4 protein-coding genes are annotated in these 4,278 nt (G+C 40.5%); all 4 read right to left on the reverse strand.

Going from position 1 to position 4,278, the window contains the following annotated elements:
* Positions 1-35: 35 nt before the first annotated feature.
* The gene (locus tag BUA71_RS17290; RefSeq protein ID WP_072882029.1) at positions 36-659 is read right to left on the reverse strand and encodes a conjugal transfer protein TraK; all 624 of its coding nucleotides are present in this window, start codon (positions 657-659) and stop codon (positions 36-38) included.
* Positions 660-669: 10 nt separating this feature from the next.
* Positions 670-1,512, reverse strand: a complete 843-nt coding sequence (locus tag BUA71_RS17295; protein WP_072882031.1) for a hypothetical protein — start codon at positions 1,510-1,512, stop codon at positions 670-672.
* Between the two features lie 2 nt (positions 1,513-1,514).
* Entirely contained in the window at positions 1,515-2,135 is a 621-nt protein-coding gene (locus BUA71_RS17300; protein ID WP_175545981.1) for a conjugal transfer protein, read from the reverse strand.
* A 4-nt stretch (positions 2,136-2,139) separates the two neighbouring features.
* A partial coding sequence (locus BUA71_RS17305; RefSeq protein WP_072882035.1) for a VirB4 family type IV secretion system protein occupies positions 2,140-4,278 on the reverse strand: 2,139 nt, incomplete at its 5' end.

A 4,278-nucleotide genomic window follows, 5' to 3' on the forward strand; every position in this document is an offset into this window, starting at 1 on the left:
ATACGATTACGGCCAGGACAGCGCCAAATACTATTTTATTTTTTTCTATTTTCATCGGTTAATTTTTTAAGGGTGTTTTCGAAATAGTCGGTAATAAGAAGCCCGTGCGGGTTATTGGGAAAGTTCCGATCGACCACTATTAATTTTCCTGTTGAAATCAATTCATAGGTATCGACACTAGCGCCGCGGTTAATTTCAAAAATGGTGCGTGCCTTGAAATAATAGTACTCACCTTTTTTTTCAAGTTCTGAATCGATGCTCAATACTTTTTGCACCAGGGAATATTGCAGCAGCCTGTTATAAACGCCATCGGCCTTTTTTTGACGGTAAAGATTATCTACCGAGCTATTGCCCAACCAAAGTGCTTTCTCCAGGTTTTTCTCAAAATTACTGGCGTCGATATTGTAAAAAAAGCTATGAAACAAATTCAAATGTGCCAGGGCTTCCACCCTGAAATTTTCTTTTTGGCTCACCAGCTGCAAAGGAATAATATCCCCATCAGCACTAATGGCAAAAGCACTGTTAAGTGCTTTTTGGTTGACCTTATAATTGATCCAAATGGAATAAATACTGGATAAAAATGAAAAGGCAATTACGGTAAATACGATAAACCTGTTAAGTTTTAAAACAGTGTAAATATTTTGATAAGGTGTTTTCATCATAAGGAATTTAAGCTGTAAATAATTTGATGGTAAATGAGGTGGCACGGCGGTAAAGCTTAAACTTTAGAAATACGATAAAGCCAACCGTACCTAATTGTACTACGGGCGCGAAAAAGCCACTCCCGACTTCGGTGCCAAACAAGTCTTTCCAAAAATTAGTATTGAGTTCTGTATAAATCGCGTTTATAAAAACGTTGACCAGAAAAAATGCGGGAACCAGCATATATACCGCAGCATAGAGTTTAAAGAAGTTGTAGGCCAGCGACCTAAATTTTTCAAAAACCGCCAGGCTAATGACCAGCGGGAAGAATACCTGCATAATGCCCAGCAGAAAAAAGCGTTCTGCCAAAAACAGCGGATAGATAAATAAATCTAAAATCCAAAGTATGATACCGAGTACAAAAGCAAATATTTTAAAGCCATAAAGTGGCGTGACTAAGGCTTCATACAGTAAAGTCATTGCAGCTTGAGCTACCTCAATAATACTGACCTCTTCTTCAATAGGAAGCTCTTGCATTTGTAAGGGCATAAGAGCTGGAGCAGTGCCCCGGTATGCCGTTTCAATGGCAACCAGGATTCCATCAAAAAAACTTAAAATTTGGGTGGAGAAAATTACCAGCAGCACCACTGCAAAGTTTTTTGCCAATTCGCTTGGATGCAAGCCCCAGGTAATCCCATTCCTCTCCGCCACCCCTTCACTATATTTTTTAAGGATATTGATCAAAAAGAACAGTACCGCGAGTGCTTTCATCCCGCCCATGGTAAATTGGGAAAAGTTGCTATTTTTAATGCCCTGGAATATGGTATCCACATATTCCAGGCCTATGGCCAAAGGAATTGTCGTAGTCATCATCAGTAGGTGGGTTTACGATTATTGATTTTGTCCTGCATCTTTCTAAATGAAATAATATCCCGGTAGCGTCGGGTTTTTATCGTGATATTGGAGATCATCTCTTTGGATTCCTGCTCTTTTTCTTTGAGCATCCTGGCGCGGTCGGCATCGCTCATCTTTAGGTAATCACTGGATAGTATCTGATTGATGAACCCCACCGTTTCTAAAGAATTATCAATAATGGCACTAAAAGAATTGGTGATACCGGTAATTTCGCCTTGCTTAATATATGGCGAGCGAAGAATTGCACGAAGGTCTTTTTGCATTACCTGAACCAGTCGCTGATGGTTCCGATTAATTTCCCGAACCGCTTTGAGCTGTTTGATTACATTATTAACCTTCTCCAGGTTATCCTTCTGTTCTTTTAAAAACTTTACAGTCTTGACCAGGTTGGCAGTTTGTTTGGCTGATTCCACTAAAGATTTGACCAGGCTTACAAAATTTGTATTGTCATAAACCGGCATTCCCTGGGCCGTAGCACGGCCGGGCAATAAATAAATAAAAGCTGTTGCGATAATTAGAATTTTTGCCTTACTCATTGCTAAGTATTTGTTTTGGTATTCGTAAATCTTCGATTTCATAATATTATGTTTTAGTAGTGAATTGAAGGATTGCTTTTTCCATATCCTGATGTTCTTTGTAAAGCTTCATAATGACTTCGTTTTCCTGCCCATCGGTGAGGTAAGCGGCATATACTTCTTTGGGAACTTCCAGCCGAAACACATTGCTTTCCTTGCCGATCTTGATGAATATTTCAGTGTACTTGCGCGGTCCGGTTAGGTTGTTTTTAATAGATTTTAATTGGTTCAGGTCGTGGCTGGAGAGGTTTAATCTTTTGACCAGGGGAGCGTAACCTTTTTCATTGTTCAAACTATAGATGACCTGTGTGTTTTCCAGGATACTTGCTGAAGTGGAATTGTCAGGTAGCTGGTTAATGGATTGCAGGATAATCCCAATAGCGCCATTTTGTTTCCGGATGGCCTGGTAGTAAAACTCCACGCTTTCCAGCACATTTTCAAACTTGAGCTGCTTGGCAAACTCATCAAACAAAATGATTCCCTTCTCTGCCCTGTTTTTCCAAATGGTTCGTTGTATGGCAGATTTTATCAGCTTTAGCATTACGGAGAGGATTTCCTTATTGTCCTTTACTTCATCCAGTTCAAAGACAATCAAACGCTTGTCCTCCAACTTGTAGGTTTGGTCTTCACTGGGTTCAAAGAGGAAGCTGTATAGACCATCGCCAACATACTCCGACATCACGTGCAAGAAGCTTGTAATATTGAAGTAGTCAGGATGGATTTTAAGATGGTTTAGCAGATCTTTTTGGTTGCGCTCCACAAAGTGATAAAATCCGTCTAAAGAGTGATTTTCAGTGGTGCACTCATAATAATACCGCAGTATCTTTTTGATTGAAACCGATTGTGCCTTGGTGACTTTTAGATCGGAAGCGAATAGTTCAAATAGAAAAATCGATAAATCCTCAAGTCGATCGGGGGTTAGATCGTGGGCGTTACTTATATAAAATGGATTGATGCCCAGGGATTTTTCGTTTTCATAGCGCAGCACGGTATATTGCCCGGGGTAAAGTTTAGCGAATTTGGTGTATGAGCCGCCTAAATCGATAATAACTAGACGAACCCCACTTTCAAAATATTGCCGTAAGATGTTGTTGGCTAGAAAGGATTTGCCTTCCCCGGTAGGAGCGAAAATGGTAAAGTTTCTCGCCTTGATGCGTTTCTTTTCTTCATCCCAAACATCTTTTACGACGGGAATGTTCTGTTCCCGATCATTAAAAATTATGCCGGTAGCATCCGATTTATAATTGGTGTTATTGATAAACAAGCAGAGCGCGTGTTTTAGATCGGTGACGTATAAATCTAGATTTGAAAAATTGGAAGCAAAACAGCAGTAACTGTTAAGGATATAGTTTTTGCGCTCCGCTCCCCTGGGGTAATACGGCACAATATCCAAAGCTTTGAACTCCGATTTTATTTTGGATGCAATATAGTCGAGTTTTTCGGGGTTCTTGTCCCAATACACGACATTGAGTTGGCCGCGGATTATCCGCGCCTGGTCATCAGCATTGATCGCGTCCAGAATATGCTGGATTTTACCCAGGACTACTTTATTCTGTGAGCCGAAATTCGAACTTTTGTTGAGTTCTTCTATCTTTTTATCCAGTAGTTTTCGCCATTTTTGTGTGGCATCCAGGTATAATATCTGGTTAACGATATGGTTTTCTTTAAGGGAAAGCCCCAGCCCATCAATGAACCCCTGGTGAAATACAAAATCATCGGAAGTGAATTTCTCATTGGTCTTGCTACACTGCACACTTTCGCCAAAGCACAGTTCGCTGTTGATGGCCAGGGCATCAAAATAATGTTCCCCGATATTTAAGTATTTATCATCCAGTAAAATATCAGTATCATAACCGCAGCAATACCCGTTGAAATAATCATTGCTGATTTGTCTTATTTCGCTGGCCTCCAAAGCTTCTAAAGCCACGCCCCTACTACCATTGATATAGCCTACCGACCCCGTAACGGCCTCAATAAAAGATTTTAGGGTCTCATCCAGTTTTCGAACCAATCCTTTAGCCGGATCCCGAAAAGGGTTTACGTATTTTGGATTATTTAATGCCCTGTTTTTAGTTAAGGTGAAAAACAGGTAAGATCGGTGCTCCATATATTCCCTGCCCTTAAAATGATCGTGGGTGGCGCGTGC

Origin of the sequence: Salegentibacter echinorum (assembly GCF_900129445.1) — a bacterium.
GTDB classification, from domain to species: domain Bacteria; phylum Bacteroidota; class Bacteroidia; order Flavobacteriales; family Flavobacteriaceae; genus Salegentibacter; species Salegentibacter echinorum.